Here is a 25,932-nt window from a genome sequence, read left to right as displayed (position 1 = left end):
CTGCAGCATAATTAAAGCCTCGGCAACGCGCCCTTTAACCGGCATATGGGCGGGTTGCGCATTTTCCGTTCGGATACGCGCAGATCATGGGCGAAAAACATTAACAGATTGAAGGTGAAATCGGCGTTAACTTTTAATGTCGCCTCAAAAAACTCCATATCAACATAGCTTACAATGCCTGCCTGCACCGCAGTTGCCGATATAGCATAAGTGCCATTACCTCCCAACGCGCGATGCCCGAATATTTCGCCCTCTTTGGCAAACCTTAAAATAAGCTCTTTATCTGCTCCCCAGCGTTTGTGAACTTTTACAATCCCGGTATTTACAAAGAAAATCCCGTTTACAGGGTCGCCTTCTTTAAAAATAACCTCGCCCTTTTTTACTTTATAGTTTTTTTGTGCGCTAAAATTGCCGGAATCCATTCTTTAATGCAGCCGGAACACAAAAAACAACCTTTTTCATTATCGGGCAGGGTTATTTTTTTCATTTTTTATTAATAAGATCAGTTAATAACACAATATTAATCAATTTTAAATTAGCTTTCATCAAATTATTAATAGTTTTTACAACTTTATAGAAAAATATTACAATAATTTAATAATTTTCTTTCTGAAATTACATTTAATGTAAATTACATTAGCTAAATTTATAAAAAACAACACAAATTAGGTTTTTCTTTCCTGCAGGAAAGAAAAATAAGTTTTACGTATAAGATGGCCTATTGTTACTTAACAATAGGCTTATTTTAAACAAGGTTATGTGCAGGCAGATAGGAGTTGGCGCCTTACTAATCTTTTACCGCATCAACTATTAATGATGTATAGCCTAACTTGCCGCCACGGTTTCTTGGGTCGAACCTGCGCGATCGGTGGATCATGCCCCGTCGAGTGTCCAGTCGGTATAATTAAATTTTCCGTTCTCATCCCAATATTCCAAAAGCTCCACCCTAAAGCCTGCTTTCTCCGTGCGGGCCTTCATTACGTCGTAGGTATATAATATTTTATGATCGTCGGCGCCAATACCGGTACCCCCAACACGCACCCATTCAATATATTCTTTGTCGGGATTATTACCATCGGGCACAGCTATGCGCAGGCGGCCACCTTTTGCCAACCAATTATAACAGTTTTGGTTCGACAGGCGGGTTTCCTCATCAGGGATGTGCTCCCAAACGTGCTCGGCCAGGGATATTGGTTAGGCGCTCATCGCCAAAAAGGCGTTGCCAGTCTGATGCTTTACTTGCATCCAGCGCGTCATATTCAGATAAGATCCACTCTTTCCCCAGTTTAATTTTTGATGAGCCAATGGTAAGCTTCCTTTTTTAAGAACATTAAAATTGAACTTAATATCCAACGTTCCTATCATCCTCATTAAAATATGCTTTATCATATTGGGTACTACTTTATCTGGTGCGGTTTTGCAGGTTCAATAATAGGCATTTTTTATTACCCTTTTGAAACAGAAAACTACTTTTCGCTACCCTCTTATTATCTAAAAATTATGGCGGATTGAAAATTAAAAAATATTGTTAACCATTAGTATATTTGTTTCGCAGTCGTATTAATTCGCTGTCCCTTAATGTCTAAACTAATCACGCTAAATAGTTTTTTTATTTCCGTATGGCTCCCGGTAAGCGTATCGGCATGCAATAACTCCGGCGATCCGTTAATCAATAAGCAACCCACCCACGGCTACACTTCCGAAATTAACAAGCTGATAGCTGCCGGTAGCCGCGTAGAAAGTACCAGTAACGATTCATTACAACTAATCGCCGCCAGGCTATATGAGATAAATAAGGCATCGGACAGTAAACAGGCGTTGGTTTATGCCGAGCTGTTTGAAACAAAATACTACTGGCAAGGCGCCGATCATAAAAAGGCAATGACCACGCCATAAAATGCCCGGCCGATGCTGAAAAATACAATATAAGGCCCGCGCTCTCGCATATTTATAGCACAATTGCCAATCTACACAAAGAAACCACAAACTACACCATGGCTTTTAAGGCGGCCGAAAGTGGCTTAAGGGCGGCGGTAGCTAATAAAGACTCTTCACAAATCATTGCATTGCTAAGTTTAAAGGCCATGTTTACCCGCGCAGTAAGCCTGGGCGGGGGACGGCCCGGTCCTGATAAAAGCATTGATTTAAACCCGGCGGCATTGAAAATTGCCGAATCTAATCCGAAGTATGAGCGCCTCCGGATCCGCTTTTATGATAACATTTGCCAGTATTATAAAGACCAGCGCGATTTTGCCAAAGCCTACTATTATGGCAATAAGGGTGTTGAGCTGGCCACCAAATACAATCAGCAACGATCATTAACCTACGCTTATTCTGGCTGGGCCAGGCTAATTATTTTGAGGGTAAACATGCCAAAGGTATTGCATTGCTGGATTCGGCGCTAAAGATTGCTACCCGATTAAAAGAGCCCTATCGCATAATGGAGATCCATGGTCACATTTATGATTGTTACATCTCAACCAAAGATTATAAAAAGGCATTAGCCCACTATACCCGCATGCGGGTGATGCGCGACTCGCTTAAAGTATTGGATAATGTTAAACAGATAAGCGAGCTTCAGGTAAAATACGAAACCGCAAAAAAGGACAACGAAATAAGCCAGTTGAATGACAAGGCCCAGATGGATGCCCTGCAACGGAACGCTATTATTTTGGTGCTGATTTTACTGGTGACTATAGCGGTATTGTTTTATGTCAAGGAAAAAAAACGGAAGGACCTTTTAATATCAGAAAAGCTTTTACTTGACGAGGAGTTGAAAAACGCGGGCCTTGAATTACTGTATTTTACAGAGAACCTTAAACAAAAAAACGAGGTTATAGAAAAATTTAAAGCCGAAATAGAAAACTTACAACTGCAACACATTAGCACGGCCGACAGGGAAAACCTTGACAATTTGATAAAGGCCCACATCATGACCGATGAAAACTGGGACAGCTTCAAAAAACTATTCGCAAAAGTACATACAGGATTTTTTGACGCAATAAAACAAAAGTTCCCAAATATCACTGCTACCGACGCACGGATACTGTCGTTAATTAAATTGCAGCTCAGTAATAGTGAAATGGCAAATATGCTGGGTATTACCGTTGAAGGGGTAAAGAAATCAAAACAACGCCTCCGTAAAAAAATAGACCTTAATAAAGACGAAAGTATTGAAGCCATTGTTGCTGCAATATAGCGAAGTATAACTTGCTATGTCCACCCCGAAACCGCTTAAAATACACTAAAAATATATTCGCTGTCCGGGCCGGGCTTTTGTTTATTTGTCCATTATTTGTCCACAGCCAAAATAGTGCAAACTTTACTTTATACGTTATTTTTACATAATAGTTAAGCCCCTGTTATAGTAGCCGCAACGCTCTAAAAGTTTATAACCTCCCAAATTAATACTAAATAATGTTAAAACTGAACATTTTTATTGTTGAAGATTCGCCGATAATAGCGGCCGGGCTTAAACACCTTGTGGGCAGGCTTGGGCATACTGTGGTTGGTATATCCGAATCATATGAAGATGCAATAGTTCAGTTAGAACTTAGTAATATAGATATGGTTATTACCGATATTATGCTTAGCGGCGAAAAGAACGGCATTGACACGGGCGCTTATATCAAAAAGCACTTCAACATCCCGGTGATCTATCAATCATCAATTACCGACACCACTATTATATGCGACGCTATGCGTACAAAGCCAATTGCTTATTTGGTAAAACCGGTTAGCCGTGTTGAATTATCAACAGCTTTATTAGGCGTAGAGGCTGCCTAACTCCAAAGTTTAAATATTTATTTGCTATCCTGATCTGCCTTAATAGTTGCAGCCAGCTTTTCAACGCTCATATCTATACCGTTTACAATATGGGTAGCCTGCTCATAAAAGCTTTCGCGCTCGGCTAGCTTTTCGGCAATAAAAGCAACCAGTTCATCCCCATGTAACCCGGCAATTAAGGGGCGGGTAGTTTTGCCCTTGTCTAATCGCTCGGCCAGTGTTTTAGGCGATAGCTTGATATATAGTGTTTGCCCATTTGCACCCATCCACTCCATATTATCAAAAAAACAGGCAACCCACCACCTGTTGATACGACTACATTCTCAGGGTACCCGGTATCTTTTAATATAGATGATTCTAAGCGTCTAAATGCGTCTTGCCCATGCCGGTCGAAGTATTCAGCTATGGTCATACCCACCTTATCTTCCAATACATGGTCAAGGTCTATAAACTCATAGCCCAGATGGTTAGCTAGTTTGCGGCTCCGGGTAGTTTTGCCGCATCCCATAAATCCCACAAAAATATCTTCATTTTAATTTTACTCTTGGGTCAATCCAAACATAAATAACATCAACCAAAATATTTATCACCACAAAAATAAAGGCAATAAATAATATGGAACCCATTACTACCGGGAAGTCAGACATCTCTAACGCGTTAACCGTAGTTTTGCCCAGCCCATTATAGCCAAACACATACTCCACAAAAAACGATCCCGCCAGCAACGAGGCAAACCAGGTGGCAATAGCGGTAATAACCGGGTTAAGGGCATTTTTTAAAGCATGCCGGTAAATAATGGTATTGTTATTTAATCCCTTTGCTTTAGCGGTACGGATATAATCCCGCCCAACACGTCTAACATGGCGTTACGGGTAAGCTGTACAATTATAGCCAACGGTCTAAAGCCCGGGGTAACCATGGGCAGTATCAAATTTTTCCGTGTAACTACTTCGCCCTTAAACGGGTCATAACTATATAAGCTGCCCGACATATTCAAGCCCGTATATTTACTTAACACAAAGCCAAAAAGCCATGCTACTATAATGCCCGCGAAAAACGACGGGGCCGAAATCCCTAATGTTGAAAAAGCCAGTGCCGACCGGTCTATCCGGTGTCTTTATGTACCGCGCTTATTATCCCCAAAAATACGCCTATCAAAATGGCAAACAGCATAGCTGTTGTAGCCAATATTAACGTATTGGGCACCACCTCTAAAAGCAAGGACACCACGTCTTTACTGGTTTGGTATGACCTGCGAAGGTAGGGCCACTTTAACGCTACCACCCTATATTGCGATACGGCGAATATCTTTACATAATGATAGCGTTGCTGCTCGGCACGTGTATTTAAATGTATGCCAATAGCCGACAGGTCATTCATATAATAGGCAAACTGCACCGGCAGGGGTTTGTCCAGCCCAAACTCTTTACGCACGGTTTGTAATGATTGCACATCGGCACGCTGGCCCTGAGTCATGCGGGCAGGGTCCACCGGTAATATATTAAACAGGAAAAACACTACCACCACAATACCCAGCATTACTGCCGAGCCATAAAAAAACTTGCGGATAAGGTAGCTGATCATTTATTGCTTCAAAAGTATTCTTTAGCCAAATGGTCATAATCAGGCACGGTGTGGAAATGCCATTTGTTAACTATGGTTCCGTTTTTCAGCAAAATTATACCGGGATTGGCACGGACCATCGATTTTAAAGGCACCCCATCAGCATAAAATATCTCGCTGATCAGCCGGTGCTTTTTTGCAAATGCAGCAGCATCTGCAGCCGAATTTGACGTAAGCAAAATGGTGCGTGTATTAAAATTTTGTGTAAGGTTTGCAGCCAGCGCGTTTAAACGGTTAATGGCGCTTGTATCTGTTTTTTTCAAATCATATGCTACAATTACCAAGCTATAAAACGGGTTGCTTAGCAGCTCTTTCGTGTAATCGGTACGTTGGGCATCCCGGATAGAAAGGTCAGCTATTTTAGGCGTAAAACCTTTTTCACCAACCTGCTTTCAGGTTCGCCTGTCACCTGCCAGTTGGTATCTTTCCATATGCCCGACTTGATATACTCCTTATCGGTCATGGTTTTGGCTTCGCCGGATTTTTTATTTTTTAAGCTATAGGTCAACTCATACTCGTCGGGCATGGCGCCGGGTGGGGTTTTCATCTCGTCGGGGATGTTGGCGCCAATTTTATAAGGCAAAAAATCCACCACCGGCGAAAAGCTATAGGTAAAACAACCAAAGCCTACCGCAAACACCATAGATAACATTAATAAACGCTCGCCTGTCTCTTCGCTAAATAGTGGTGTTATGCTTTCTTTGTTTTTAAACAGCACCACAATCAGCAGCAGCAACGCCAGGTCCTTGCTGAATGATTGCCACGGTGTTAACGGTATAGCGTCGCCAAAGCAGCCGCAGGTTTGCACCACTTTAAAAAATGCCGAGTAAAATGTTAAAAACGAAAAGAATATGATGATCAGCAACAAGCCCCGGGCCACCAGCTTTTTATAAACACCTATTAACAGCGCGAACCCCAATATCATTTCCATAGCGCAAAGCAATATGGCAAAGCATAAGGCTAAGCTATCTAAGAATGTGATGTGGAAAACTTCGAAATACTCCTGGAGCTTATAGGAGAACCCCAACGGATCGTTAGCTTTTATAAGGCCCGAGAAGATAAACAGCAAGCCTACGCTAATCCTACAGAACCATATTAAGCCGTTTTTCATTTTACGTCCAGTTTAATCAATGCAAATACCGAATAGTTTAAAATATCCCGGTAGTTGGCTTTTATCCCTTCTGATGCCGGGGTTAGGCCCTTATTGTCTTCAATTTGTTTTACCCGCAGCAGCTTCATCAATATCAGGTCGGTTAATGAGCTAATGCGCATATCGCGCCAGGCCTCGCCATAATCATGGTTTTTGGCAAACATCAGCTCTTTGGTTTCATTAACCTTTTCGTCAAATAACCGGCCTACATGGTCGGGCGCCAATTCAACCGGGGTTTCAGCATCGCATTCTAACTGCATCATAGCTATAACACAATAGTTTACTATGCCAATATACTCGCCGGTAATATCTTCGCCAACTTTTGATATCTTTTTCTCTTCAAGCGTACGGATACGCTGCGCTTTGATAAAGATCTGGTCTGTGATGGATGCTAAACGCAAGATGCGCCAGGGCGGTACCATAATCATGCGTTTTCTTCATGAAAAGGTTTTTGCAAACATTAATTACGGCTTCGTATTCGGCTGCAGTATTATTCAAATCTTTGTATCATAGTGAAATACTTTACAACATTAAGCGATAGCAGGGCCGTTTTCAATCCCTTTGATGCTCCAAATAAGGTGTCGCTTATTCAATTAATTATGGATTATGATTTTGCTTTAAGTAGACTTACCTTTATCAGCTCATAACAATGGCTAAAGATACATTTTTTCATAAAAAACTGACGCTAAACGCCGGCGGTAAACTCATTGATTTATCCACACCCAAAGTAATGGGCATAATTAACCTTACGCCCGATTCTTTTTATGCCGATAGCCGCCAACCTGCTGTAGCCGATGCGCTGCGGCAAGCCGAAAAAATGCTGGCCGATGGTGCCACTTTCATTGATCTTGGCGCTTATTCTTCACGCCCCGGTGCCGATGACATTTCGGTACAGGAAGAAACGGACAGGCTCCTGCCGGTTGTTGAAGCTATTGTTAATAGTTTTCCTGATGCGCTGTTATCTATAGATACCTTCCGCGCCCCGGTTGCCGAAGCAGCTGTTAAAGCCGGGGCACATATTATTAATGACATTTCGGGCGGGCAATTAGACGCCGACATGTTTGCTACGGTTGCGCGGCTGCAGGTGCCGTACATCCTGATGCACATGAAAGGCGACCCCAAAACCATGAATAGCCTCGCCCAGTATGATGACGTATTTAACGAGGTGCTGGATTATTTTACCGCACGCTATCAACAATTAAAAACCTTAGGCGTAAATGATGTGATACTTGACCCGGGGTTTGGATTTGCCAAAAAGCCGGAGCATGGTTACGCGCTGCTAAACCGGTTAGAGGAGTTCGACCAGCTGGGCCTGCCTATGTTAGTTGGCGTATCCCGCAAAAAAATGATCTACAGCCTGTTAGGCGGCACCGCTGCCGACGCTTTAAACGGCACCACCGTACTAAATACCATCGCCCTAACCAAAGGGGCCAATATTTTAAGGGTGCATGATGTAAAAGAAGCGATACAAGCCGTAAAGCTGACTGGTTATTTGCATAACAATATATAACTTAGCAACATGCCCGCAGGGCTAACCTTAATATAACCTGTTAATTCATGAAAAAGTTAGCCTATTGGCCAGTGTATTTTGCGCATGTGCGGCTGTTGCCTGCTTATTAGCCTGGAAAGAAAAACCAGTGCCGGTAAAGCAAAAGACGGCCAATCGCCCCAACATTATTATCATATTAACCGATGATATGGGTTTTAGCGATGTTGGCTGCTTTGGCGGTAATTTTGTACCCACGCCTAATATAGATCGTATAGCAAAAAACGGACGAAAGTTTACCCAATATTATAGCGCGGCCCCTATCTGTTCGCCATCGCGGGCGGGGATGTTAACCGGCATGAACCCGGCAAGGTGGAACTTCTCTACCTTCCTTGATAATAAGAAACATAATAAAAATGCAGAACAGGCCGATTTTCTTGACCCGGGTGCCCCATCTATCGCCCGCATTTTCAAAAACGCAGGCTATGCTACCGGCCATTTTGGTAAATGGCACATGGGTGGCGGCCGCGATGTAAAAACGCGCCGGGCTTTGAACAATATGGTATTGATGAACATAACAGCACTTATGAAAGCCCCGACCCAGATCCGCTGTTGACGGCTACAAACTGGATCTGGTCGGACAAGGACAGCATTAAGCGCTGGGACCGTACCAAATACTTTGTAGATAAAACCACGGCTTTTATGCAAAAGCACAAGGGTCAGCCCTGCTTCATCAATCTTTGGCCGGATGATGTGCACACTCCACGGGTACCGCGCAAGGAAACCGAATACACCGGCAAATATCCCATGAATCCCGAGGAGGAAGCAGCTTTTAAAGGCGTGCTGAAAGAGTACGACGTACAAATTGGCCGCCTGCTTGATGGCCTGAAAGCTATGGGTGCCGATAAGAATACCATCGTGATCTTCACCAGCGATAACGGCCCGCTGCCAAGTTTCAGGGGTAGCCGGGCAATGGGACTGCGTGGGTCGAAATTGTCTTTATATGAAGGCGGCACACGTATGCCATTCATCATCCAATGGCCGGGCCATATCCCTGCCGCAACGGTTGATGAAAGCTCAGAACTAAGCTCGCTCGACCTGATGCCAACCCTCACTAAATTTGCCGGCATTACGTTACCTGCAGCATATAAAGGTGATGGCATGGACCGGGGATCGGTAATTTTAGGCAAACCATCGCTGCGGGGTAAAGATCTGTTTTGGGAGTATGGCCGCAATAATATCGCTTTCAATTATCCGCGCCCGATAGATAAAAGCCCTAACCTGGCTGTACGATCAGGGGAGTGGAAGTTATTAATGAACAGCGATGGCACGGATATCCAACTCTACAATATCTTAAAAGACAAAAAGGAGTCGACCAACCTTGCCACCAATGAACCTCAAAAGGTTGCCGAGCTAAAAGATAAATTGATGGCTTGGTGGAAAACTATTCCGCATTTAAAATAAGGTTATGATGATGATTAATAAACGACACCTTATAAAAGGCGCGCTGATCTCGATAGTGTTTTTAGGGACAGGTGCATTACTGGCTTTAAAACCATCGCCAACAAAACCTGCACAACAAAAAAGGTCGCCGGCCGAACATTGTATTTATAATGGCTGATGATTTGACCATGACCGACATTGGCCCCTACGGAAGCACGCAGGTGCACACACCAAACATGGACCGGCTTGCACGCGAAGGTGTTTGTTTAGATAACATGTTTAACATGGTGCCGGTTTGCTCGCCAACCCGGCAATCTATTTTAACGGGACTTGGCCCCGTGCGCAGCGGCGCCTATCCAAACCATACCATGATTTATAAAGGCATAAAAACCTTGCCTTTATATTTGAAGCAATTGGGTTACAATGCTGCCATTATAGGTAAACGGCATTACGCACCCGATGAATCATACCCATTTGATTTTTTAGGCGGGCGTGAAGGTGACGACGGCCGGGGCATCGATGTCGACTTAAGTAAAGCCGAGGATTGGTTGAAGACACATACCGATAAACCCTTCTACTTAATGTTTACCAGCAACCAGCCGCACGAGCCCTATACCCGCGGTAATCAATCGGCTTATGATCCGGCTAAAGTAAAACTGGGGCCAAATATGGTAGACACCCGCCTTACCCGTAACCGTATGGCCAAATACTTTGCTGAGATAACTTACCCGGATAGTCTTATCGGCGTTACTTTGGATATTGTAAAACGCACCGGCCAGCAAGATAATACCATTATCATGTTCGCTACCGAACAGGGCAATTCGTTCCCGTTCTCTAAATGGACTTTGTACGATCAGGGTCTCCACTCTGGTTTTATAGCCAAATGGCCGGGCAAAATTAAGCCAGGCACCCGCAATCCTGCTATGCTGGAATATATCGACATCCTTCCAACATTGATAGATATTGCAGGTAGTGATCCCACCAAAATAAATACCGGATCAAAAGACGGAAATGGTAATATGGGCTTTGATGGCCTAAGCTTTAAAAAGGTTTTATTGGGACAAACAAGCCATATACGCGATTATGTTTTTGCCGAGCATACTACCCGCGGGATTATCCGGGGTAGCGATAATTACCCCAGCCGTTCTGCCCGTAACAAGCAGTTTTTATACATCCATAATCTAAACTTTAAAGGCACCTTTAAGAATACGGTAGTTAACATGCCCTTTTTTAAAGAGTGGAAACAAACGAATCCTGTGCGATCTGCCTATTACCAGTACGCCCGGAGTTTGAATTGTACGATGTGGTTAACGATCCTTTCAACCTGAAAAACCTTGCCGATGACCCTAAATACGCTAACGTTAAAGCCGAACTGGACGCGCAGTTAACCGCCTTTATGAAACAGCAGAATGACAAAGGCATCGAAACAGAAATGGAAGCATTAACCCGCCAGCCTAAAAATGGCGCCGAGGATTAATTAATAAATAAATAATAAATTAGGCACTTTGTAAACTATTGTAATGAAATATAATAAATTGTACCTGCTGTTGCCGGTTATTGGCGCCTCTGTAGCGCTGCTGGCCTGGACGGTAAAACCAAAGCCCAAAATGCCCGCTGCACCAAAGCGGCCAAACATTGTAGTAATTTTGGCTGATGATATGGGCTTTAGTGACTTAGGTTGTTATGGGGGAGAGATCAATACACCCAACATCAATTACCCGGCGCAAAACGGTATAAGGTTCACTAATTTTTATAATGCTTCGCGATGCTGCCCAACCCGGGCCTCATTGCTTACCGGTTTGTATAACCACCAGGCGGGCATAGGCAAAATGAGCGACGAAGAAGATGCACCGGGCTACCCGGGCCATCTTACAGATAATGCCGTAACCCTTGCCGAGGTGTTAAAAACAGCAGGCTATCATACCGCCATGTCGGGCAAATGGCATGTCAAACACGCCGGGGCAGCCTGATCCTAAAGAGCAGTTAGCCCGGTTAAATCACCATAAGGAATACCCGGAGTTTTCGCCTATCAGCCAATATCCAACCAGTCGCGGGTTCGAGAAATATTTTGGAACGATATGGGGCGTGGTTGATTTTTTGACCCCTTTAGCTTAGTGAGCGGCACCAAACCTATCACCAGCGTACCAAAAACTATTACCATACCGATGCTATAAATGATACGGCAGTAGCTTACATCAATGGTTATGCTAAATCAAAACAACCCTTCTTTTTATACGTAGCCGAGAATGCCCCGCACTGGCCGCTGCATGCCAAGCCGGAAGACATCGCTAAATATAAAGACACCTATAAAGCCGGTTGGGATGCCATCCGCGAAGCGCGCTACCAGAAAATGATCAAACTGGGGTTGATCGACCCAAACACAACCAAACTATCGCAACGCTGGAAAGATGACCTGAAATGGGAAAACAACCCCGACAAAGATTATGATGCCCAACTTATGGCTGTACATGCGGCTATGATAGATTGTATGGACCAGGGGCATTGGCCGCATTATTGCCGCTTTGAAAAAGAATGGCCAGTTAGATAATACATTGATAGTTTTCCTATCAGACAACGGTGCCAGCGCAGAAATCGCGCCCCAATACGGCCCTCGGTTTTGACCGCCCAAGCGAAACCCGCGACGGCCGCAAGATCAGTTACTCGTTAAAGAAAGACAATGTACCGGGCTCTGAGCTGGTGTATTCATCAATAGGGCAGCGTTGGGCAAATGTGGCTAACACGCCATATCGCTTATGGAAAGCCGAGTCGTACGAAGGCGGAGCACACACGCCGATGATCGCGTTTTGGCCCAAAGGAATCACTGCACCAAAAGGCAGCTTCAGCAAACAGGTGGGCCATGTTATGGATTTCATGGCCACATTTAACGAATTGGCCGGTGCTGTTTATCCTGCAACTTATAAAGGGCACGCTATCCCCGCGACACCGGGGATCAGTTTAGTCCCATCGTTTGAAGGGAAAGCTACTGCCGGTCACCGGGAATTGTTTAATGAGCATTTCCGGCGCGTTATGCACGCTCAGGCGATTGGAAGATCGTATCAACCAACGATCATGTTTGGCACCTGTTTAACCTTGCCGAGGATCGCAGCGAAACAACCGACCTTGCAAGCCAATATCCTGATAAGGTAAAAGAATTAAACGATAAATGGCAAACCCGGGCCACCACACACATGGTATTGCCCAAACCGGGGCCACGTAAAAAGTAATTAGCAGACAATGATATTTAACAGAGGGGCAGGATTTAAATGTGCGATAGTCGGTTTATTGACTATCGCGGCATCGTGTAAACAAAAGGCAGCGCCGGTTGTGAAAAAGCCGGTTGCAGTAGCGGCCAAAGGCAAATCGGCAGTATGCTGCGAATCAAACATCCCGGCACGTTTCCCGGGATTAGCGGGCTCAGGCAACGGTAAGACATTGGACGACCATTCGCACAAAGGCATGGTTTGGATAAAGGCCGGCACATTTGCCATGGGCGGCGATAACAAGCAGGCCGGTCCGGATGAATATCCTAAGCACAAGGTATCTGTTGATGGTTTCTGGATGGACGCCACCGAGGTTACCAACGCCCAGTTTGCGGCATTTGTAAAAGCTACCGGCTATGTCACCACTGCCGAGAAAAACCCGACTGGGAGGAAATGAAAAAGCAGGTTCCGCCGGGGACACCGAAGCCGGACGAGAGCCTGTTGGTTGCCGCGTCGCTGATATTTAGCCAACCCAGCCATCCTGTTAACTTGAACGATTACAGCCAATGGTGGAGCTGGGCAAAGGGCGCCGACTGGAAACATCCGCATGGCCCCCAAAGTAACATTAAGGGCAAGGAGAACTATCCGGTGGTACACATTTCCTGGTTTGACGCGCAGGCTTATTGTAAATGGGCCGGCAAGCGCCTGCCTACCGAGGCCGAATGGGAATGGGCCGCGCGCGGTGGTTTACATAACGAGATCTATCCGTGGGGTAATGAACCGGTTGATGCCGGCGCGCCGAAAGCCAATACCGGCAGGGCGATTTCCCTAATAAAAATACCATGAAGGATAAATTCTTCCTTGCTGCGCCCGTAAAGTCATTTAAGCCGAATGGTTATGGCCTGTATGATATGGCCGGCAATGTTTGGGAGTGGTGCTCCGACTATTATAAGAACGACTACTATACTTCCATCAACAGATCGGGCGGGGTGAACAACCCGCAGGGGCCGGCTGACAGTTATGATCCTGATGAGCCCTATGCCAAAAACGGGTTATCCGCGGCGGCTCTTTTTTATGTAACGACAGTTATTGCTCTGGCTACCGTGTTGCCCGACGGATGAAAAGCACCGAGGATAGCGGCATGGAGCACCCGGGTTTCAGGTGCGTGCAGGAGAAATAAATTCACACCGGCATGCGGCCTTAAGATGGTAGTAAAAACGGGGCCTTTCGGGGCATTGGGCGTAATGCCGGTAGTAAAAATGGGGTCCTTTGGGGCATTAGGTGTAATGCCGGTAGTAAGACTGGGGACTTTTGGGGCATTGGGCATAATACCGGTAGTAAAATTTTTAGTTAAACATCTGTATATCAGTCAAATAAATAAAACAAACTCAAAGAACAGGTAAAATTATGTTTTGAAAAAAATGATATTTGCGATGTGAAACCGCGACGGATGGATTGATTCAAATATACTGAAATTACCGCAGTAAAACAACCCATGATGACCGATTACCTTCTTAAAGCTATCCTTCCCTACAAAGAATTGATTAGAAAGGCAGTTTAATTAATAGGCTATCCTTAAGCCGCTAAAGCATACAACACCGGCACTCATATAAGCGCCGGGCGACTTTTAACTTTAAGATGAGTTAATTACTGTAGCGACGTGGTAAAGGCTTTAGTCTGTAATCTTAATTAAATTATTAAAATACCTCGAAAAATACTGTCGGTATCGTAATATTTTACTAAGTTAGACGTTGCCGGGTAAATCTCAGTAAATCACGAGGGAACCCGCATCAACGGCGTAGTGCATGAGAGGGTTTTTACTAAAATATCAATCAATTATAAGGGCTAACGTTTCAGCGTCATTAGACAGTGATGAGCGTGGTCTTCGATATTGGCAGGATCAATTATTTTACACTTTCCTTGTTTATTGCTTTCCGGTAAGCCTGATAGCATTACTGCCCGGCGTTTTCATGGCCCTGAAGGATGGGTTTCCTGTTATAGCAGTGGTAGATCTGGTTAGTTTCGGGCTTGTTGTATTGGTAACCTTTTCAACTAATATATCACTGCGTAACAGAAAGATCTTTATCGTTACTATTTTTTATATACTGGCCATATTCCTCATCAATTCGCTGGGTTATTTGGGTCCGGGTGTATTCTATCTATTTTTTATTACGGTACTTGCGGCATTGATATTTCCCATACGCTTCGCTTACCTTTCGGTTTTAATCAATGCTGCTTTGCTGCTGGGCTTTGCCTTAATTATAGGTTTCAAACTTTTCCATTGCGCACTTATAACAGAGTATTCAGCAGGTAAATGGATAGCTTTCAGTGCTAACCCGGTCTTCGCCAGTATCGTAATTGTGGTGCTAATCAACAAGATCTTCGAGGGCTTGCAACTTACTATCACCAAAAAACGTATTTAAAAGAACGCTATAAAAGTATTTTTTTTTTAAAAGCCCGTTGCCTATGTGGTATTTTGATACCGAAACCTTAATGTTCCCGGATGTAAATGAAGCTGCTACGCGACATTATGGGTATACCAAAGATGAATTTTTGTCTATGTCTATCAGGGATATCCGGCCCGCTGAAAAAATTGCAGAAACTGAGGCGTTGGTAGCTGCAAACAAATTGTCGGGAAAGTATTATGGCGGCACTGCCCAACATGTTAAGAAAAACGGTGAAATGATCTATGTAAATATAGAAAGCAACCTGTTAGATATTGACGGGCGCCCGGTGCGCCTGGTGTTAGCAACTGATATCACGACCATGGTTGAGCACCAGTTAGAAATATTTAATGTTAACCTTAAGGTCAAGGAGTCGGAGTCTAACCTGCGGGCACTATTTGACAGCGCCATTGACGGGTTTGTTTTACTTGACTCCGAGGGTATCATCAAATTATTTAACCCTAAAGCTTCAAATTCCATAAGGTTTAACAAAGATCAAAGCCCCTTTGAGATAGGAAGGAGTATTTTTGAATATATTGAAACATCGCGACTGTCTTATTTTCAGGAGCTAATTGCCAAGGTATATAACGGTGAAACGATTGATTATGAACGGATGTTCAGGGCTGACGGCGACGTTAACTGGATAAGGTATACCCTTACCCCCGTACGCGAGGACGGCAAAATTGCAGGTGCATGCATTACCGGCAGGGATATTACTGCCAGAAAATTATACTTGCGGTCGGTTGAAGAACAAAACAAAACTTTCCGTGAAATATCCCGGATGCAATCACACCGGTACGCGCACCACTGGCCCGTATTATGGGTTTGTTGCCTATGTTAAATAATGTTACTGATGAACGGGAAAGAGCGCAGATAATTAAGTACCTCAATCTATCTGCTGCCGAACTGGACAATATTATCAGGGAGATCACCCAAAAATCCACCCAGATAATAGAAAAATACCCTACCCACCTTACTGAAGCCGGTACGTCAGGTCAGCATCAAGATTAGTTATGCGTTTTGAAAATCATCAAAATCGTCAAATACAAACTCGCCGTCGTCTTCCCTGAGGCGTCCGGCGTCAAATGCTAATTCTTCTAAATTGGTTATCATTTTAGCAACAACTACCGATAGCTCATCAATTTCCTTTTCAATACTTTCAGCATCGTCGTTTTGCAGTGCAATTACAATCTTCTCTTTTAAAACACTTAAAGATTCTTTTATAATTTCTTTGATATCGGTTTGTTCCATGGTGCTGTTTATTTAGCAGATTAACCAAAGTTATAAAACTTGCAGTGTCTCAAAGCCTATTTATAATAATGTAAACAGTTAATTTACAGGCGCTAATAATTTGCTATAATTGAATGGCAAGGATGAAGCGCGAAACCTACAACTTAATTTGGAAATAAACGTACAATTAAAGGGTAGAAGCCAACAATAAAAACAATATCTTTATAATTAAAGTTGTTATAAGACCCTAAAGGACCGTTACATAAATGCATTTTAAAAAAATATTTTTACTGCTTTTCATGATGATAAGCTTGCGTACCATGGCGCAGGAAACCATTGTACAAGATCTTGCTGCTGATACTTATATCAACAAACTTGTTGATACCGCAATAAAAAACTACCCACGGTTACGCACCTATCAATATCGTATAGACGCTGCCAAAGCCAATGTTTCAAAAACTAAAGCTTCATGGCTTGATGCATTAACAGTTTCCTATGTATATCAACCCGAGCAAGCTACTATTAACCCTGTAAACCCAACAACAAGTTATTTTAAAGGCTTGCAGGCAGGCGTATTTTTAAACGTTGGTACTTTAATGGCCAAGCCCGCGCAAATACGCCAGCAAAACTGGAAACAGCCGTTATAAGTAGTGAGTTTGACGAATACCGCGTAACTTTAACTACCGAGGTTAAAAAGCGGTACTACCTGTACCTGCAGCGCGTTGCCGAACTTAAATTGCAGATAAGGGCCCTGACCGAGACAGGAAACTCATTAAAAGACTTTAAATTTAAGTTTGAAAAGGGCGAAGAAACTTTTGATTCTTACAATAAAGTACAAGTACAGTACAGCGAGCATCAGCAAACAAAGGTACAGGCCGAGGCTAATGTTTTTATCGCGAAAGCAGATCTTGAAGAATTGCTTGGTACAAAAATAGAAAATGTGAAGTAAATGGAGTTTGGCAATTTTTTAAAGATACTTAAAAAGCACAAGTTCACACTTGTTCTTGTTCCGGTATTCGCGGTGATTATAGCCTATTTTTTGGTTCGCAACCAGCCTGATGTTTATTCATCGCAAGCTAAATTGGCTACGGGGATAGTTGATCAGACCCAAAGCATCTTAAGCGACATAGCTGATCTGCAGGAGTCAAAAATCAACCAGCAGTTTAGCAATATCATAGAGATGATCAAATCTAAACGCACGCTTGATCAGCTTAGCTATAAACTGATCATACATGATCTTACCAGCAATAAGCCCTACCGTAAACCCAGCGCGTTATTTAACCAGTTAAATGCAAGCGCAAGGCAACACGCCTTAGAAACCTATACCAATCTTTATAATAAAAGGCAGGCGCTCTCTTTATTTAACCCCGACCAAAACGGGTTGCACAAACTGCTTGAGTCGATGAAGTATGACGACCAGTCGATACTTAAATCTTTACTGGTATACCGTGTGCAAAACAGCGATTATATTAATGTGCAGTTTGATTCTGAAGGATCGGAGCTTTCTGCCGTAGTGGTAAATACCCTGTGTAATGAATTTATTAGTTATTATAGTTTATTAGTTAAGGAGAACCAGCGCAAGGCCGTAGACTTTTGGGTAACTTATTAAAAGTTAAAGAAGATACCTTAAACGCCAAAATGCTGGCATTAAAACAATACAAGATAAAGAACCATGTATTGAACCTTAATGAAAAAGCAAAAGCTTATATGGCCAAATGGCCGATTTTGAAACCAGGCGCGAAGAAGCCGAGCGCAGCGCGCACGCTACGGAATCGGCCATTAACAGCATCGATAAAAGTTTGACCCGGCAGACCGCCAGTATGTGGAGAGTAGCAAAGTGGCAGCGGCCCAAAAGTTATTGAGCACCCGTACACAATTACAGGCCGCTACAGATGCGTATGTGCAACACAATTTTGACCCCCGCTATAAACGAAGGGTTGATTCGCTTAACAACGTTATCACTGAGCAATTGGGCGATCTTTCAGACCGATATATCCTTAGCCCGCTGGCCACCAAAAAAGATCTTGTCGATCAAAAATTGCAGCTACAGCTCCAAAATCAATTATCTAAAAACAGCAGCGGGGCCATTAATAAAGAGATTGATCGGCTGAATACGAAATTTGACGCGCTTGTGCCACATGAGGCTGCAACACAGGCATTAGAAAGCGCCATAGATATTGCCAGCAAGGAATATCTGGAGGTACTGCAAAAGTATAACCAGGCCAGCATGGAGTCTAATTTTTCTACCCAATTAAGATTAGTAGAAATTGCCGAGCCGGGTAGTGCACAGCCTTCAAAAAAAATGTTGCTGGTTATCATCAGCGGTGTGGTAAGTTTTGTTTTTTGCGTCGCGGTATTATTTATCCTGTTCTTTTTTGACTATAGCGTAAAAATGCTTATGAACTGGCCGATAGGACCGGAACGCCGGTATTAGGCTATATCAACCTGCTGCGCAATAAGGAAATTGACCTTAAAGCGCTCTGGTACGATCATAGAACAACAGACGAGACCCGGCAGCTGCGTAACCTTATCCAATCGTTACGTTTTGAAATAGAGACCGAAATGGGCGATAGCCAGTACTACTTATTAACAGCATTGAAAAAGACGCGGGAAAAAGTTTTGTTGCTACTAACCTGGCTTATGCATTCGCATCAGTAAATAAAAAGGTACTGGTTATTGATGGGAATTTTAGCGATCCGGGGATCTCGAAATTCTCTAAAACACTGTTTTACCCGGAAGATCTGTTGCCCCGCGTGCTCGATAAATCTTTTATTGCTAATGATGCGCCGATAAGGGTAATAGGTAACAAGGGGGCGACTACTCGCTACTTGAAATAGGTGGCAAACAGATAGTAACCGAAAAGATAGCGGCCTTAAGGACCATGTTTGACGTGATCATCATAGAAGCTTCTGCGCTGGATACGCTTAACGTGTCAAAAGAATGGGTGCAGTTTTCGGATAAAATAATAACCGTATTTGAGGCAGGGCATAATATTACCGAAAAATACAAACGACACATCCAATATCTTAAAAACCAAAATGGCAAATTTATTGGCTGGGTAATTAATCTTGTACGGCCTGAAGGCGAGGAGAATTAAACTTAAGTAGCGGTTATGGCAGTGCTATCTATCATCTGGATCATATTTCAATTAATTATCGGGTACAATTTAGTGTTGCCGCTGGTGATTTATTTGATTGCTGTTGTAAGGCCCAATACAAATAACAGGATTAGCCAAACCATTGCAGATTACGCTATCATAGTTACCGCCTATGAGCAGGTGACGCATATCCCGGCGGTAGTAAGTTCTATTCTTAAGCTTAACTACCAAAACTACCTTATTTATATAGTTGCTGATAAGTGCGGCGATGCCGAACTGAGCTTTACAGACGAGCGTGTTATTGTGCTTCGCCCCGAAACTACGCTGGCAAGCAATACCCGATCGCATTTTTATGCTATTAAAAATTTTGCGCGCGCGCACGACCGGCTGACCATTATTGACAGCGATAACGTGCTTGACCCCGAATACCTGAACGAGTTGAACCAACTGTTTGATCAGGGTTATATAGCGGTACAAGGCTTGCGCGATGCAAAGAACCCGGATACTACCTATGCCTGCTTAGATGCCGCGCGCGATATCTATTATCATTTTTATGATGGTAAAATGTTATTCGGGGCAGGCTCTTCGGCTACACTGGCAGGGTCAGGGATGGCCTTTACTACCGACCTGTATGTGGAGTGCCCGGGCCAGCGTGATATTGTTGGCGCCGGGTTTGATAAAGTATTGCAGGCAGAGATTGTAAGCCGCAATGTACGCATAGCATTCGCAGAAAAAGCGATCGTGTATGACGAGAAAACCAGCAATACCGATCAATTGGTTAATCAGCGTTCGCGATGGATAAACACGTGGTTCAAATATTTTTCGCTGGGCTTTTCACTCATAGCCAAAGGCATTACCAATTTTAGCTGGAACCAGTTGCTGTTTGGCCTGGTGTTGTTAAGGCCGCCTTTGTTTATCTTTTTATTATTGTCGGCCGGCTGTTTGTTCGCGGATGTTTTTGTGAGTATAACAGCAGTACTATTATGGGTAACCGGCTTTATTTTATTTATCGGCGGGTTTTGCTTTGCCTTGTTCAAATCACATACCGACAGACGCATCTATCATTCGCTGATTAATATCCCCAAGTTCATGTTTTTCCGTGTATTATCCTTGTTAAAGGCACGCAAAGCCAATGAGCGGTCGGTGGCTACCAAACATTATTATGTACAGCAAGACGAGAAGCCATGAGGATAGACCCTGCCGAAGAAGTTGTTAAGAAAAAAGAACTGGATGAGCAAAACAAACTTAAAATCCAAAAGGTAACCCGTATAGTTGCTTTAGTGGTAGCATTTATCAGCACATTTTTTTCTTCATTAAAATATTATTTCTATAGTGAACGGCCCCATTCCACCATCAGGATATATCGTACGCCTTTCAAAAAAGGCAGGGGCTTTTTATGGAATTTGAAAAGGCGGTTCCTGATGGAAAAATTATATAACCCAATAGGTGTTGGGTTGCTGTTACTGCTTGCGGGTATTATTGCCATTGGCATAGCCAAGTTTGGCCTTGTATTCGGCGCGCTTGTGTTGGGTATGGCTGTAGTGCTCCCGTCTGTTTACTGCATTGTCGCCTATCCGCGGTTTGGCATTATTGTACTAATTGTGGTGGCTTACCTGTTGTTTTATTTGGGCAGGCTGGGTATAGAAGGGCCGATGGGTGTAGTGGCCGACGCCATCCGTGCACTGCTGATATTGGGCACATTATGGCGTCTGCGGCGCAATCATGACTGGGAAATATTGAAAGGCCCGGTTAGCATCATTATATTGATCTGGATTGGCTACAATATATTACAAATAGGCAACCCAAGCGCGGTATCAAGGTTAGCCTGGGTTTACACCATCCGTTCTGTGGCCATTGTAATGTTTAGTTATTTTGTATTTGTATACAACATACGTTCAATTAAATATGTAAGGCTGATATTTAAGGTATGGCTTGGCCTTAGTTTGTATGCCGCGCTTTACGGGATCAAACAGGAATACATAGGCTTCTCGGCCGTGGAAGATGCCTACCTGCACTCGGACCCTGAAATAGCCGGGCTGTTATTTATAGCCGGCCATTGGCGTAAATTCTCTATATTTTCCGATCCGGTTGCGTTTGCTTATAACATGAGTATGGCGGCCACTTTTTGTATAGCCTTAATGGCCGGCAAATTCCCCGGCTGGAAAAAATAATACTGGCCGTACTCACCCTAACGTTCCCGGTATCCATGCTGTTCTCGGGCACCCGTGGCGCATATGTTTTGGTACCGGCAGCTTTATTTCTGTTCGCTATTTTAAATTACAATAAAAAAGTGCTGTTGTTTACCGGTATCGCGGCAGTATTTTTTGTGGTGCTGGTAAACGTACCTACCGGCGATCCAAACCTCATGCGGTTCCAGACAGCGTTTAAACCAAATGACGATCCGTCCTACAAACTGCGCAAGTATAACCAAAAGCGTATCCAGCCTTATATTTTAACCCACCCTATTGGATTTGGCCTTGGCTCGGTAGGCGGCTGGGGTAAAAGGTTTGGCGATGGTGGCCTGGTGTCGCAGTTTCAACCCGATAGTGGTTATGTACGCACGGCTGTAGAACTTGGCCCCATCGGGCTGATTATTTTCTGCATCCTGATGTTTACGGTGATGAAAACCGGCATTAATAATTTTTACCGGGCGAAGGACCCTGAAATTAAGACCTATATTTTAGGTATAACCATGGTGATTTTTGCTTATAACATTGCTAACTTCCCGCAAGAGGCCCCGGTACAGTTTCCATCAAACGTACTTTTCTCGTTGGATATGGCGCTGGTTACGATATTATACCGGTTGGATAAGCAAAAGCAGCAGGACGAGGCGGCTCAATTAACAACTCAAATTTAACTTACAAAATGGCTGTTGAACCGATCATTAAAAACAGGGATATTATAGTAGTTGGCCAGCAACCCCGGGATGTTGAGATAGGCAGCAATTGCAAAAACATTGCCCTTGAGTTTAGCAAACATAACCGGGTATTGTACGTCAATTCGCCGTTAGACCGTATTAACCGGATAAAGTATAAAAACGATCCAAAAATTAAAAAGCGGATAGATGTGATCAATAAAAAAGCCGATAGCATCGTGTTGATCCGTGATAATCTCTGGAACTACTTTCCTGATGAGATTATAGAATCCATCAACTGGATAAAAAATGATACCATTTATAATTTCCTTAATAAAGTTAATAATAAACGCTTTGCCCGCTCAATCACAAAAGCTATTAAGCAATTGGGCTTTAGCAATGTGATATTGTTTAATGATAACGATATCTTCAGGTGCTTTTATTTAAAGGAATTATTAAAGCCTGCTATCAGCATATATTACTCGCGCGATTATTTATTGTACGTTGATTACTGGAAACTGCACGGTAAAAAGATGGAGCCTGAACTGATCAGGAAAAGCGATGTGTGTGTGGCCAACTCAACCTACGGCCAACTATTGCAGGCAATACAACCCTAATTCGTTTTACGTGGGCCGGGGTTGCGATCTGGAAGTGTTTACCAACAAACAGGATTTGCCTGTTCCCGCAGATGTAGCCAATTTAAAAAGCCCCATTATTGGTTATGTAGGCGCGCTGCAAAGTATCCGGCTCAATTTGGATCTGCTGGCTTATATAGCCCGGCAAAAACCAGCGTGGAGCATCGTACTGGTAGGCCCTGAAGACGAACAATTTAAAGTAAGCGAACTGCACCAGATCAATAACATTCATTTTTTGGGGAGTAAAGATCCTGATTCATTGGCAGCCTATATCAATTCGTTTGATATTTGCCTTAATCCCCAGATAGTAAATCAGGTTACCATTGGCAACTATCCGCGCAAAATTGATGAATACCGGCTATGGGTAAACCTGTTGTAGCTACCCGTACTGAAGCTATGAGCGTGTTTGAGCAACATACTTATCTTGGCGAGACAAAAGAGGATTATGTAACATTGATTGAAAAAGCTTTAGCCGAAGATTCGCCGGAGAAAAGACAGCAACGTATAGCCTTTGCCGCTACCCACACCGGGAGAATAATGTAAAGGAAATTTATAAGGCTATTAATCAGACAGAACAGTAAGTACTACTTCCCTCCCGGCCTATGCGGCTTAAACATAATCAAATCCGCAGTATGCTTTACATTACGATAGACGGCCCTTACCAGGCTGATAAAAAGTTGGAGCTTTGCCTCAAATCGCTGCGCGTCATGGTGCTGGGTTCATCGGCCGAGTTTACCCGTCAAATAATCCTTTAAAGTCTTCATAAAACATGGCCTTCCCTTTATTTTTCAGGAATGATTTAGCCATGGTAAATTCCGTTTTATCACCTTTTATTCCTTCGGGATATCTGCCGAATTTCTCAAAGAACGTCGTCCGGCGCAAATGGGGGTGATCGCTATACACATGGAACTTGCGGTAACCGGGATACCAGATCTTAAATATCATTTCAGAGAAGCCTTTCCTGAATGGTTTCAAATAAGGATATTTAAAGTAAGCGTAAAACCTTACCATATCTATATCCGGGCGCTCATCCATGATATCAAGCGCGTCTTTTAAATGTTCACCATAACCTGGCTTCGGATCAAAGTCTTCCTGGACGTAAAGGGTATAAGAGGTTTTAACTGCATCCTGCCCCTTGTTGATATTATTACCCAAGCCGGCATTTTTAGGCGTAGTTATCAACCGGAAATTATATTGTTTTTCTATGGCCTTTAAGTAGTCTACGTGCTCCGGCTTGCTTCCATCATCTGATACTACGATATCGCCAAAAATTATTTCCTGCGCAGCAAAGCTTTTCAGCAAACGCTCTAACGATTGGCTGCGGTTATAGTGGGTAATAAGCAAGGTAATCGTTTTAAACTGTTCCATTTAGTAACGTTTAAAAAGTACATCGGCGGTCCATTTCAGCAACTTAAACTGCAGGTAAACTGCCCGTGCGGCAAGGGCAAATATATTTTTGCTTTCGCGCCAGCCGGCACGGCCCATGGTGCTGGGCTCGTCAGACGAATTTTTCTGATAAAACAACGTGGTGAAATCATCAAATAAAATTCCCCTACCTTTTTTTTGAATAAAAGAGGCCGCCATGCTAAACTCAGTAAGGTCGCCTTTTATGCCTTCGGGATACCGTCCAAATTTTTCAAGAAAGCTGCTTCGCCGCAAATGCGGGTGGTCGCTATAAACATAAAACTTAAGGTGGTTATTGGCTAATGGAGAAATCTTAAACATCATTTCAGAAAAACCTTTGCCATACGGTTTGGTGTATGGATATTTAAAGTAAGCATAGAAGCGGGCTATATCCAGCCCCTTATCTTCTTCCATAAACTGCAATGCATCTTTAAAATGCTCAGCGAATATCGAAGTTGGCTCAAAATCTTCCTGTACATACAGGGTATACGGTGTTGTTACAGCGTCCTGTCCCTTGTTAATATTATTACCTAACCCTGCATTTTTTGGTGTTGTTATTAAATTAAAATTATAGGTTGATTGTAATTGCTTTAACTCTACAACCACTTCCGGTTTGCTGCCATCGTCAGATACAACGATACCACCGAAGGAAACACCCAGCACTTTAAATGCGTTTAACAAACGCTGTAACGACCTAACCCGGTTATAATGAGTAACTAATAATGCGACGTTATTAAAAGCAAATTTTTCCTGTTCCATAACTTAGATAAATATGCTTATAAATAATTTGCATACACATTATTTGTTTATATTGAAATGAAATTTTTTTACGAAACATGTGGCAAAAAGTTCTATCCCTTATAAAAAACAAGTACTTTCTCTCGTTAGCAGGCAATGTTATCATGTCCGGATTAGGGTTGGTTACCATGACACTGATATACCGGTCGCTTACCAAATCCGACGCCGGCACATGGGTATTCTTTCAATCAATACTGTTACTGGTTGATACTGTTAGATCGGGATTTTTGACCACTGCGTTTATTAAGTTTTATTCGGGAGCCACTAAAGAACGTACGGCCGAAGTAGCCGGCTCGGCCTGGTTCCTTGGGTTGTGCGTAACAGGACTGCTTGTAGTGGGTGGCCTGGTATCATACCCATTTTTAAATGATATTAAAGACGATGGCCTTATATTGTTTTTTAAATGGTCGGGGTTGTATTACGCGTTTTCATTACCCCGGTTTTTGGCAACGTGCGTAATACAGGGCGAGCAGCAGTTCGGCAGGTTATTAAATATCAGGCTAAGCAACCAGGGGCAGCTTTATAGTTTTTATTGTTGTGTTGCTGGTAAGCGGTAAAATAACGCTGCAATATGTTCTTTTTGCTTATCTGTTGTCAAACCTGATAACAAGCGTATATGCGCTTACAAAAGGCTGGACCCGCATTACCGACCTTGGGCGGCGCACCAAAGCATCTGTAAAAGAGATCTATGATTTTGGCAAGTATAGTGTTGGCACTTCATTAAGCGCCAACATGTTCAACACTTCAGATACATTCATTATCAACTTTGTGCTGGGTAAGCC

Annotated in this window: 49 protein-coding genes and 2 pseudogenes; 37 read left to right on the top strand and 14 right to left on the bottom strand. The window is 43.3% G+C overall.

The window, feature by feature from the left end; all coding sequences use genetic code 11:
• Positions 1-11 precede the first annotated feature (11 nt).
• The 3 genes from HK413_RS16295 to HK413_RS14515 form a co-directional block, all read right to left on the bottom strand.
• Entirely contained in the window at positions 12-422 is a 411-nt protein-coding gene (locus HK413_RS16295; RefSeq protein ID WP_246229580.1) for a Crp/Fnr family transcriptional regulator, read from the bottom strand.
• Between the two features lie 451 nt (positions 423-873).
• On the bottom strand, positions 874-1,113 hold the full coding sequence (locus HK413_RS02740; protein WP_175269050.1) for a hypothetical protein: 240 nt from the start codon (positions 1,111-1,113) through the stop codon (positions 874-876).
• 81 nt (positions 1,114-1,194) lie between these two features.
• The gene (locus tag HK413_RS14515; RefSeq protein WP_217451984.1) at positions 1,195-1,389 is read right to left on the bottom strand and encodes a hypothetical protein; all 195 of its coding nucleotides are present in this window, start codon (positions 1,387-1,389) and stop codon (positions 1,195-1,197) included.
• A 189-nt stretch (positions 1,390-1,578) separates the two neighbouring features.
• On the opposite strand from HK413_RS14515, the gene HK413_RS02735 reads away from it, so the two are divergent.
• From HK413_RS02735 to HK413_RS02720, 4 genes are all read left to right on the top strand, one after another.
• Positions 1,579-1,896 carry a hypothetical protein gene (locus HK413_RS02735; RefSeq protein ID WP_175269049.1) on the top strand — a complete coding sequence of 106 codons (318 nt, stop codon included), beginning with the start codon at positions 1,579-1,581 and terminating at the stop codon, positions 1,894-1,896.
• Positions 1,897-1,994: 98 nt separating this feature from the next.
• Positions 1,995-2,405, top strand: coding sequence for a hypothetical protein (locus HK413_RS02730; protein ID WP_175269048.1), 411 nt, complete (start codon positions 1,995-1,997; stop codon positions 2,403-2,405).
• Entirely contained in the window at positions 2,387-3,199 is an 813-nt protein-coding gene (locus HK413_RS02725) for a helix-turn-helix transcriptional regulator (RefSeq protein ID WP_217451983.1), read from the top strand. Before HK413_RS02730 ends, HK413_RS02725 begins: the two co-directional genes overlap by 19 nt.
• Before the next feature lie 218 nt (positions 3,200-3,417).
• Positions 3,418-3,786, top strand: a complete 369-nt coding sequence (locus HK413_RS02720; protein WP_175269046.1) for a response regulator — start codon at positions 3,418-3,420, stop codon at positions 3,784-3,786.
• A gap of 17 nt (positions 3,787-3,803) precedes the next feature.
• Here the strand turns inward: HK413_RS02720 and HK413_RS21860 are convergent, their stop codons facing one another.
• The 8 genes and pseudogenes from HK413_RS21860 to HK413_RS02700 all read right to left on the bottom strand — a co-directional run bounded on the left by HK413_RS21860 (position 3,804) and on the right by HK413_RS02700 (position 7,000).
• On the bottom strand, positions 3,804-4,061 hold the full coding sequence (locus HK413_RS21860; RefSeq protein ID WP_394353114.1) for a shikimate kinase: 258 nt from the start codon (positions 4,059-4,061) through the stop codon (positions 3,804-3,806).
• Positions 3,989-4,294 (bottom strand): shikimate kinase, encoded by a 306-nt coding sequence (locus HK413_RS21855; protein ID WP_394353117.1) that lies wholly within the window; start codon positions 4,292-4,294, stop codon positions 3,989-3,991. The genes HK413_RS21860 and HK413_RS21855 overlap by 73 nt, the downstream gene beginning before the upstream one ends.
• A gap of 19 nt (positions 4,295-4,313) precedes the next feature.
• Entirely contained in the window at positions 4,314-4,583 is a 270-nt protein-coding gene (locus tag HK413_RS16290) for an ABC transporter permease (RefSeq protein WP_317169233.1), read from the bottom strand.
• 11 nt (positions 4,584-4,594) lie between these two features.
• A complete protein-coding gene (locus HK413_RS16285) occupies positions 4,595-4,777 on the bottom strand; it encodes a hypothetical protein (protein ID WP_246229578.1) in 183 nt (60 codons plus the stop codon).
• 113 nt (positions 4,778-4,890) lie between these two features.
• A complete protein-coding gene (locus tag HK413_RS16280; protein ID WP_246229576.1) occupies positions 4,891-5,370 on the bottom strand; it encodes an ABC transporter permease family protein in 480 nt (159 codons plus the stop codon).
• A gap of 8 nt (positions 5,371-5,378) precedes the next feature.
• Positions 5,379-5,672 carry a hypothetical protein gene (locus HK413_RS20570; protein WP_317169228.1) on the bottom strand — a complete coding sequence of 98 codons (294 nt, stop codon included), beginning with the start codon at positions 5,670-5,672 and terminating at the stop codon, positions 5,379-5,381.
• A 92-nt stretch (positions 5,673-5,764) separates the two neighbouring features.
• Positions 5,765-6,520 carry a BT_3928 family protein gene (locus HK413_RS02705; RefSeq protein ID WP_317169227.1) on the bottom strand — a complete coding sequence of 252 codons (756 nt, stop codon included), beginning with the start codon at positions 6,518-6,520 and terminating at the stop codon, positions 5,765-5,767.
• Positions 6,517-7,000: pseudogene (locus HK413_RS02700) on the bottom strand (DUF1599 domain-containing protein). Before HK413_RS02700 ends, HK413_RS02705 begins: the two are co-directional and overlap by 4 nt.
• Before the next feature lie 208 nt (positions 7,001-7,208).
• Here HK413_RS02700 and folP point away from each other — a divergent pair.
• The 19 genes and pseudogenes from folP (at position 7,209) to HK413_RS02625 (ending at position 16,143) form a co-directional block, all read left to right on the top strand.
• A complete protein-coding gene (folP, locus tag HK413_RS02695) occupies positions 7,209-8,069 on the top strand; it encodes a dihydropteroate synthase (RefSeq protein WP_175269045.1) in 861 nt (286 codons plus the stop codon).
• Positions 8,070-8,196: 127 nt separating this feature from the next.
• Complete coding sequence (locus HK413_RS19130; protein WP_317169226.1) at positions 8,197-8,661, top strand: sulfatase family protein; 465 nt, start codon at positions 8,197-8,199, stop codon at positions 8,659-8,661.
• Entirely contained in the window at positions 8,658-9,509 is an 852-nt protein-coding gene (locus HK413_RS02690) for a sulfatase family protein (RefSeq protein WP_262886750.1), read from the top strand. Before HK413_RS19130 ends, HK413_RS02690 begins: the two co-directional genes overlap by 4 nt.
• A gap of 4 nt (positions 9,510-9,513) precedes the next feature.
• Positions 9,514-9,666, top strand: coding sequence for a hypothetical protein (locus HK413_RS02685; protein ID WP_175269044.1), 153 nt, complete (start codon positions 9,514-9,516; stop codon positions 9,664-9,666).
• Entirely contained in the window at positions 9,659-10,816 is a 1,158-nt protein-coding gene (locus HK413_RS02680; RefSeq protein ID WP_175269043.1) for a sulfatase family protein, read from the top strand. The genes HK413_RS02685 and HK413_RS02680 overlap by 8 nt, the downstream gene beginning before the upstream one ends.
• Positions 10,792-10,965, top strand: coding sequence for a hypothetical protein (locus HK413_RS02675; protein WP_175269042.1), 174 nt, complete (start codon positions 10,792-10,794; stop codon positions 10,963-10,965). Before HK413_RS02680 ends, HK413_RS02675 begins: the two co-directional genes overlap by 25 nt.
• A gap of 43 nt (positions 10,966-11,008) precedes the next feature.
• A complete protein-coding gene (locus tag HK413_RS02670) occupies positions 11,009-11,458 on the top strand; it encodes a sulfatase-like hydrolase/transferase (RefSeq protein WP_175269041.1) in 450 nt (149 codons plus the stop codon).
• Positions 11,433-11,603, top strand: a complete 171-nt coding sequence (locus HK413_RS02665; protein ID WP_175269040.1) for a hypothetical protein — start codon at positions 11,433-11,435, stop codon at positions 11,601-11,603. Before HK413_RS02670 ends, HK413_RS02665 begins: the two co-directional genes overlap by 26 nt.
• Before the next feature lie 55 nt (positions 11,604-11,658).
• On the top strand, positions 11,659-12,036 hold the full coding sequence (locus tag HK413_RS02660) for a sulfatase-like hydrolase/transferase (protein ID WP_175269070.1): 378 nt from the start codon (positions 11,659-11,661) through the stop codon (positions 12,034-12,036).
• The gene (locus HK413_RS21850; RefSeq protein WP_175269039.1) at positions 12,011-12,109 is read left to right on the top strand and encodes a sulfatase-like hydrolase/transferase; all 99 of its coding nucleotides are present in this window, start codon (positions 12,011-12,013) and stop codon (positions 12,107-12,109) included. Before HK413_RS02660 ends, HK413_RS21850 begins: the two co-directional genes overlap by 26 nt.
• Positions 12,066-12,635, top strand: coding sequence for an alkaline phosphatase family protein (locus HK413_RS02650; RefSeq protein WP_175269038.1), 570 nt, complete (start codon positions 12,066-12,068; stop codon positions 12,633-12,635). The genes HK413_RS21850 and HK413_RS02650 overlap by 44 nt, the downstream gene beginning before the upstream one ends.
• A gap of 177 nt (positions 12,636-12,812) precedes the next feature.
• Positions 12,813-13,145: a formylglycine-generating enzyme family protein gene (locus tag HK413_RS20565; RefSeq protein ID WP_317169225.1), complete on the top strand. Its 333-nt coding sequence runs from the start codon at positions 12,813-12,815 to the stop codon at positions 13,143-13,145.
• Positions 13,142-13,534, top strand: coding sequence for an SUMF1/EgtB/PvdO family nonheme iron enzyme (locus HK413_RS20560; RefSeq protein WP_317169224.1), 393 nt, complete (start codon positions 13,142-13,144; stop codon positions 13,532-13,534). The genes HK413_RS20565 and HK413_RS20560 overlap by 4 nt, the downstream gene beginning before the upstream one ends.
• A pseudogene (locus HK413_RS20555) lies at positions 13,531-13,602 on the top strand (hypothetical protein); the annotation flags it as partial. The gene HK413_RS20560 and the pseudogene HK413_RS20555, both read left to right, overlap by 4 nt.
• 140 nt (positions 13,603-13,742) lie before the next feature.
• Complete coding sequence (locus HK413_RS20550; RefSeq protein ID WP_317169232.1) at positions 13,743-13,868, top strand: SUMF1/EgtB/PvdO family nonheme iron enzyme; 126 nt, start codon at positions 13,743-13,745, stop codon at positions 13,866-13,868.
• Positions 13,869-13,893: 25 nt separating this feature from the next.
• Positions 13,894-14,091, top strand: coding sequence for a hypothetical protein (locus HK413_RS02640; protein WP_175269037.1), 198 nt, complete (start codon positions 13,894-13,896; stop codon positions 14,089-14,091).
• A gap of 402 nt (positions 14,092-14,493) precedes the next feature.
• Complete coding sequence (locus HK413_RS02635) at positions 14,494-15,111, top strand: hypothetical protein (RefSeq protein WP_175269036.1); 618 nt, start codon at positions 14,494-14,496, stop codon at positions 15,109-15,111.
• Between the two features lie 37 nt (positions 15,112-15,148).
• Positions 15,149-15,973 (top strand): PAS domain-containing protein, encoded by an 825-nt coding sequence (locus HK413_RS02630; protein ID WP_175269035.1) that lies wholly within the window; start codon positions 15,149-15,151, stop codon positions 15,971-15,973.
• Positions 15,961-16,143, top strand: a complete 183-nt coding sequence (locus HK413_RS02625) for a hypothetical protein (RefSeq protein ID WP_175269034.1) — start codon at positions 15,961-15,963, stop codon at positions 16,141-16,143. Before HK413_RS02630 ends, HK413_RS02625 begins: the two co-directional genes overlap by 13 nt.
• Here the strand turns inward: HK413_RS02625 and HK413_RS02620 are convergent, their stop codons facing one another.
• Positions 16,144-16,383 (bottom strand): hypothetical protein, encoded by a 240-nt coding sequence (locus tag HK413_RS02620; protein ID WP_175269033.1) that lies wholly within the window; start codon positions 16,381-16,383, stop codon positions 16,144-16,146. It abuts the gene before it with no gap.
• Between the two features lie 245 nt (positions 16,384-16,628).
• On the opposite strand from HK413_RS02620, the gene HK413_RS19125 reads away from it, so the two are divergent.
• From HK413_RS19125 to HK413_RS16260, 12 genes are all read left to right on the top strand, one after another.
• Complete coding sequence (locus tag HK413_RS19125) at positions 16,629-17,009, top strand: TolC family protein (protein WP_175269032.1); 381 nt, start codon at positions 16,629-16,631, stop codon at positions 17,007-17,009.
• Positions 16,937-17,311 carry a TolC family protein gene (locus tag HK413_RS19120; RefSeq protein ID WP_175269069.1) on the top strand — a complete coding sequence of 125 codons (375 nt, stop codon included), beginning with the start codon at positions 16,937-16,939 and terminating at the stop codon, positions 17,309-17,311. The genes HK413_RS19125 and HK413_RS19120 overlap by 73 nt, the downstream gene beginning before the upstream one ends.
• Positions 17,312-17,971 carry a Wzz/FepE/Etk N-terminal domain-containing protein gene (locus HK413_RS02605; RefSeq protein WP_175269031.1) on the top strand — a complete coding sequence of 220 codons (660 nt, stop codon included), beginning with the start codon at positions 17,312-17,314 and terminating at the stop codon, positions 17,969-17,971.
• A 106-nt stretch (positions 17,972-18,077) separates the two neighbouring features.
• Positions 18,078-18,224, top strand: a complete 147-nt coding sequence (locus tag HK413_RS02600) for a hypothetical protein (protein WP_175269030.1) — start codon at positions 18,078-18,080, stop codon at positions 18,222-18,224.
• Positions 18,200-18,796, top strand: coding sequence for a hypothetical protein (locus tag HK413_RS02595; protein ID WP_175269029.1), 597 nt, complete (start codon positions 18,200-18,202; stop codon positions 18,794-18,796). The genes HK413_RS02600 and HK413_RS02595 overlap by 25 nt, the downstream gene beginning before the upstream one ends.
• A gap of 447 nt (positions 18,797-19,243) precedes the next feature.
• A complete protein-coding gene (locus HK413_RS02590; protein ID WP_175269028.1) occupies positions 19,244-19,459 on the top strand; it encodes a hypothetical protein in 216 nt (71 codons plus the stop codon).
• Positions 19,460-19,474: 15 nt separating this feature from the next.
• Positions 19,475-20,647, top strand: a complete 1,173-nt coding sequence (locus HK413_RS02585) for a glycosyltransferase (RefSeq protein ID WP_175269027.1) — start codon at positions 19,475-19,477, stop codon at positions 20,645-20,647.
• Complete coding sequence (locus tag HK413_RS02580; protein ID WP_175269026.1) at positions 20,644-21,630, top strand: hypothetical protein; 987 nt, start codon at positions 20,644-20,646, stop codon at positions 21,628-21,630. The genes HK413_RS02585 and HK413_RS02580 overlap by 4 nt, the downstream gene beginning before the upstream one ends.
• Positions 21,585-22,316: an O-antigen ligase family protein gene (locus HK413_RS02575; protein WP_175269025.1), complete on the top strand. Its 732-nt coding sequence runs from the start codon at positions 21,585-21,587 to the stop codon at positions 22,314-22,316. Before HK413_RS02580 ends, HK413_RS02575 begins: the two co-directional genes overlap by 46 nt.
• Before the next feature lie 8 nt (positions 22,317-22,324).
• Positions 22,325-22,930, top strand: coding sequence for a hypothetical protein (locus tag HK413_RS16270; RefSeq protein ID WP_246229572.1), 606 nt, complete (start codon positions 22,325-22,327; stop codon positions 22,928-22,930).
• Entirely contained in the window at positions 22,881-23,327 is a 447-nt protein-coding gene (locus HK413_RS16265) for a glycosyltransferase (protein ID WP_246229570.1), read from the top strand. Before HK413_RS16270 ends, HK413_RS16265 begins: the two co-directional genes overlap by 50 nt.
• The gene (locus HK413_RS16260; RefSeq protein ID WP_246229568.1) at positions 23,309-23,491 is read left to right on the top strand and encodes a hypothetical protein; all 183 of its coding nucleotides are present in this window, start codon (positions 23,309-23,311) and stop codon (positions 23,489-23,491) included. Before HK413_RS16265 ends, HK413_RS16260 begins: the two co-directional genes overlap by 19 nt.
• Positions 23,492-23,680: 189 nt before the next feature.
• Here HK413_RS16260 and HK413_RS02565 read toward each other — a convergent pair whose 3' ends face one another.
• Entirely contained in the window at positions 23,681-24,316 is a 636-nt protein-coding gene (locus tag HK413_RS02565; protein ID WP_246229566.1) for a glycosyltransferase family 2 protein, read from the bottom strand.
• Positions 24,317-25,111 carry a glycosyltransferase gene (locus tag HK413_RS02560; RefSeq protein ID WP_175269024.1) on the bottom strand — a complete coding sequence of 265 codons (795 nt, stop codon included), beginning with the start codon at positions 25,109-25,111 and terminating at the stop codon, positions 24,317-24,319.
• A 77-nt stretch (positions 25,112-25,188) separates the two neighbouring features.
• On the opposite strand from HK413_RS02560, the gene HK413_RS02555 reads away from it, so the two are divergent.
• Positions 25,189-25,707 (top strand): lipopolysaccharide biosynthesis protein, encoded by a 519-nt coding sequence (locus HK413_RS02555; RefSeq protein WP_175269023.1) that lies wholly within the window; start codon positions 25,189-25,191, stop codon positions 25,705-25,707.
• Between the two features lie 34 nt (positions 25,708-25,741).
• Positions 25,742-25,932 (top strand): hypothetical protein (locus HK413_RS02550; RefSeq protein WP_217451982.1); only part of this gene is annotated, 191 nt, incomplete at its 3' end.

Source organism: Mucilaginibacter humi (genome assembly GCF_013087555.1).
The sequence above is the reverse complement of the archived record's forward strand: the minus strand, read 5'-3'. Positions and strand labels throughout refer to the sequence as shown.